The organism is Butyricicoccus sp. (assembly GCF_050872565.1).
Lineage (GTDB): Bacteria > Bacillota > Clostridia > Oscillospirales > Butyricicoccaceae > Butyricicoccus_A.
On sequence record NZ_JBNMHC010000206.1, the window covers coordinates 1 to 3,971 of the forward strand.

3 protein-coding genes are annotated in these 3,971 nt (G+C 48.1%); all 3 read left to right on the plus strand.

The annotated features are described in order from the left end of the window. Positions 1-56 precede the first annotated feature (56 nt). The 3 genes from ACR0P9_RS08675 (at position 57) to ACR0P9_RS08685 (ending at position 3,651) form a co-directional block, all read left to right on the plus strand. Positions 57-1,736, plus strand: a complete 1,680-nt coding sequence (locus ACR0P9_RS08675; protein WP_432619253.1) for a SpaA isopeptide-forming pilin-related protein — start codon at positions 57-59, stop codon at positions 1,734-1,736. A gap of 294 nt (positions 1,737-2,030) precedes the next feature. Next, positions 2,031-3,032: a class C sortase gene (locus ACR0P9_RS08680; protein WP_432619255.1), complete on the plus strand. Its 1,002-nt coding sequence runs from the start codon at positions 2,031-2,033 to the stop codon at positions 3,030-3,032. Continuing rightward, positions 3,028-3,651: a pilin N-terminal domain-containing protein gene (locus tag ACR0P9_RS08685; protein ID WP_432619257.1), complete on the plus strand. Its 624-nt coding sequence runs from the start codon at positions 3,028-3,030 to the stop codon at positions 3,649-3,651. The genes ACR0P9_RS08680 and ACR0P9_RS08685 overlap by 5 nt, the downstream gene beginning before the upstream one ends. Positions 3,652-3,971 lie beyond the last annotated feature (320 nt).

Here is a 3,971-nt window from a genome sequence, read left to right on the forward strand (position 1 = left end):
ATATACATCATATTAATCCTTCATTTTATGTTTATTTTAAGAAAGGACGTAAGTGTATGAAGAAAACATTCAAACGGCTGGGAGCTGCGCTCCTCGCTATGGCTATGGCAGTCTCCGTGCTCTGCACCGGAGCACTGGCGGAGGATACTAAGACGTATCAGATTACCATCAATGGTAAAAGCACCGGCCACACGTACGAAGCATATCGTGTATTCAAGGGCGATCTGACGAAGGTTTCGGATGCGAACGAAGGAACAAAGGCTGTATATTCTCTGGCAAATATCCAGTGGGACGATGAGGTGGTTGATTCAACCGCTCTCTTGTCAGCATTAAAGACTGATACGGATTTGAAGACGGCCGGTAAGTCCGATTTTGAAAATTGCACGACAGCTGAAGACGTTGCCAACGTTCTGTCTACAAACACAGGTTACACAGGAACTGATGCGACCAAAACGCAGAAGTTTGCCACTTTGGTTGGTAAGAACCTGAAAACTAATGCAACACACACGGATTCGACAGAAGGAGCAACTTCTAATAACGTAACTTCTTATACAGTTAATGTTCCGGCTGGCTACTACTTCATTAAGGATAAAAACGATTCTTTGAAGAATGAAAATGACAAGGCATATACCCGCTACATCTTGGAAGTAGTCGGTCCGCAGACGGTAAATAGTAAGGATGCTGTTCCGACTTTGAATAAGACCGTAAAGGGTGCAAATAACGAGTGGGGCAAGGTAAACGATAACCAGATTGGCGACACGGTAGAATTCCGTGTTACAACTTCTGTACCGGATATTACAGGATATACGAATTATACCTATAAAATCGACGATACAATGTCTGCTGGTCTGACTTCCAATGTGAAGTCTGTTGACGATATTCAGATTAAAGTTAACGATCAGACTGCATTGGATAAACAATATTATTCTGTAACTGTAGACGATAAGAATTCTAATCACTTTACTGTTACTGTGAATATTAAAGAAGCTATTTCCGCTGGCGTTATGAAGTCTGGCGACACGCTGTACACTTACTATTCTGGCGTTTTGAATGAAAATGCCAATGCTGCTAATAATACAGATAAGGATAACAACACGAACTCTGCTAAGCTGACATACTCCAACGACCCGAACGGCAATGGAACTGGTACAACCACCGAAAAGAAGGTTTATGATTGGACTTTCAAGATCGTATTAGATAAGGTTGATAAGACTGCTGGCACAACGTTGGATGGTGCAAAGTTTGTACTTTCTAAGTCTAGCAACTTACAGAACCTGACAGAGGATAATGTTGGCCAGAATACTTTCTTGATTTCTTTGATTAAGGGTACCGATTCTACGTATACAATTGCTCCTGAGAATGCTGAGACAACTACTACCACCAAGATTATTGAAGCCGGCAACATCAACATTAAGGGTCTTGACGCTGGCCAAGACTACTACCTGTACGAGATTACAGCTCCGAATGGATACAACAAGCTGAATGATCCGGTTCACTTTAAGATTACGGCACAGTATAATGAAGCTGGTTCTGAGTTAACCCAAGGCTATCCGCAGATTAGCGTAGATGACGGAAATGCGTCTGCCGATTTGACTGTAAAGGTAGAAAACAGTTCTGGTAAGCTGCCGTCCACTGGTGGCATGGGTACGACCCTGTTCTACATCATTGGTGGTGTTCTGATGGCTGGTGCAGCAGTTGTTCTGGTTATCAAGAAGAAGCGTTCCAGCGCAGAGTAAGTTTCTGCGATAGAACCGCAAGGGAAAAATAACGAAACGCATTCCGAAGGGGCGGGTACTTTCCCCTTAACCCCGCTCCTTCGGGGGGCTTTAAAAAAGCCTTCCTCCTTGAGGAAGGTGGCGCGGCGCAAGCCGTGACGGAAGGAGCAGCACGTGAGCAAAATACGTATCAGAGAAAATCGAATACGTATTTGTCAATCTGGCAAAACTCCCTCAGTCTTCGCCTACGGCGAATCCAGCTCCCTCAAGGAGGGAGCCTAAAAAAAGATACACTCTAACATCAGGGAGAGATTCATGAAAAAGAACAAGAAAAAGAAGAAAATATCACTATCTTCCGTGATATTACTGATTATTTTTCTCGTGGGTCTCTCCGTGATGGTATATCCGACATTCAGCAACTGGTGGAATTCGATGCACATGTCGCGCGCTGTCGCGTCGTATCAAGAGGCTGTCGAGGACACCAGCAAAGCAGAGCGCGAAGCGATGCTTGCCGCTGCGGAAGATTACAACCGGCGATTATTTGAGCGCAATGCCGGTATCGGTACGAATCTCGACGACTATGATTCGGTCTTAGATATTACCGGCACAGGCATTATGGGCTATATTACGATTCAAAAATTGGATTTAGAGCTGCCGATTTATCATGGCATGGATGCCAATGTCTTACAGGTCGGTGTCGGCCATGTCACAGGCAGCAGCCTGCCGGTCGGCGGCAAAAATACGTTTACTGTCTTGTCCGGTCATCGTGGTATGCCGGACGCTCGTTTGTTTACTGATATTGACCAGCTGGTCAAAGGCGATGTGTTTATTATCACGGTCTTAGACCGCAAAATCGCGTATGAAGTGGATGATATTTCGACTGTCCTCCCGCGCGAAGTGGAAGAGCTGAACATCGTCCCCGGCAAAGATTACTGTACATTGGTTACGTGCACGCCGTATGGCATCAACACGCACCGGCTGCTCGTCCGCGGGCACCGCGTCGCCCTGCCGGACAATACCGAGCTGCCAACCACACAGGAAAAAATTCAGGCTCTGAGCTGGAAAATCAAACTCTTGATTCTCTTGCTCGCGCTGCTGTTGCTGTTTGGCATCCTGTGGCTGTGGCACAGACACAAAAAGAAAAAGAAGAAACAAAACGCTTTGCGAGAAAGAAGGGAATCCGTTGAGAAACATCCGGAAAATTGGAACGTTATCGAAGAGATTACTGCTCAGCCTGCTGACCGCGCTCGCTCTGGCAACAAACGCTCTCGCAAGCGAACCCGTACAAACCACAAAAACCGGGAGCCTCACGATTGAGAATTTCTACGGCGAACAGCCTCTCGCGGGCGTGTCGTTCTCGATGTACCGCGTCGCGGAGGTCTCCGCGAGCGGCTGGTGGTATACGCTGCTGCCCGACTACGAAAAGAGCGGCGCAGACGTCAACAACTTGGCAACGGCAAAAGATGGCCGCGTCGCCGCGGAAACGCTCACCGCTTGGGTGCAGAGCCAGAAGCTCTCGCCGGATGCCCGCCAATCGACAGACAGCAAGGGCACCGCGTCCGCGTCCCGTCTGCCGACGGGCCTCTATCTCGTCGTCGGAGAAAGAACAAAGATCGGGGACAGCGTGTATACCTGCGCGCCGTCGCTGGTCGCGATTCCGGAATGGAGCGCGGAATCGTATGGCTGGAATTACGCCGTGACCATAGAGCCGAAAAATACCCCCGGCGGGACGATTTCCGACAATCCGGGAAATATTCCGGATAAACCCAATCAGCCGGATCAGACCAACAAAAAGCCAACGCCCTCTGATTCTACCACCAAAACAGATAAAAATCTGCCGAATACCGGCGTCCTCCAGTGGCCAATCCCCACCCTCGCAGGCATCGGCGTCGTCTGTATGCTCCTCGGCTGGTGGCTCAGACGAAAGAGGGGGTAAAGATTGAGCAAAAAAAGCCCTCTCCGTCACTGCGTGACACCTCTCCCAGAGGGAGAGGCAAGTTTGGTCTGTGCGCGAGAGTTTTCTCTTTCGCACGAATTTTTCTTGTCTCCCCCTTTGGGGGAGATGTCTGCTTACGCAGACAGAGAGGGCAACTCCCTCGTTGAGGGAGCCTTTTTAACAGAGCTTCGGCTCTGTTTTTTTGTGCGCTTTTGCGCAGGAATTGACATAACTTGTTAAGAACTGGTTAGTATTGTAAAATTTACGAAAAACCGAAAGGTATTACCGCAAACAGAATGTGATAGCCATTCCTGTTTGTG

What these genes read in the sequence shown, in the direction of transcription:
- ACR0P9_RS08675 (WP_432619253.1), top strand. Translation starts at nt 57, where the DNA reads ATGAAGAAAACATTCAAACGGCTGGGAGCTGCGCTCCTCGCTATGGCT.
- ACR0P9_RS08680 (WP_432619255.1), top strand. Translation starts at nt 2,031, where the DNA reads ATGAAAAAGAACAAGAAAAAGAAGAAAATATCACTATCTTCCGTGATA.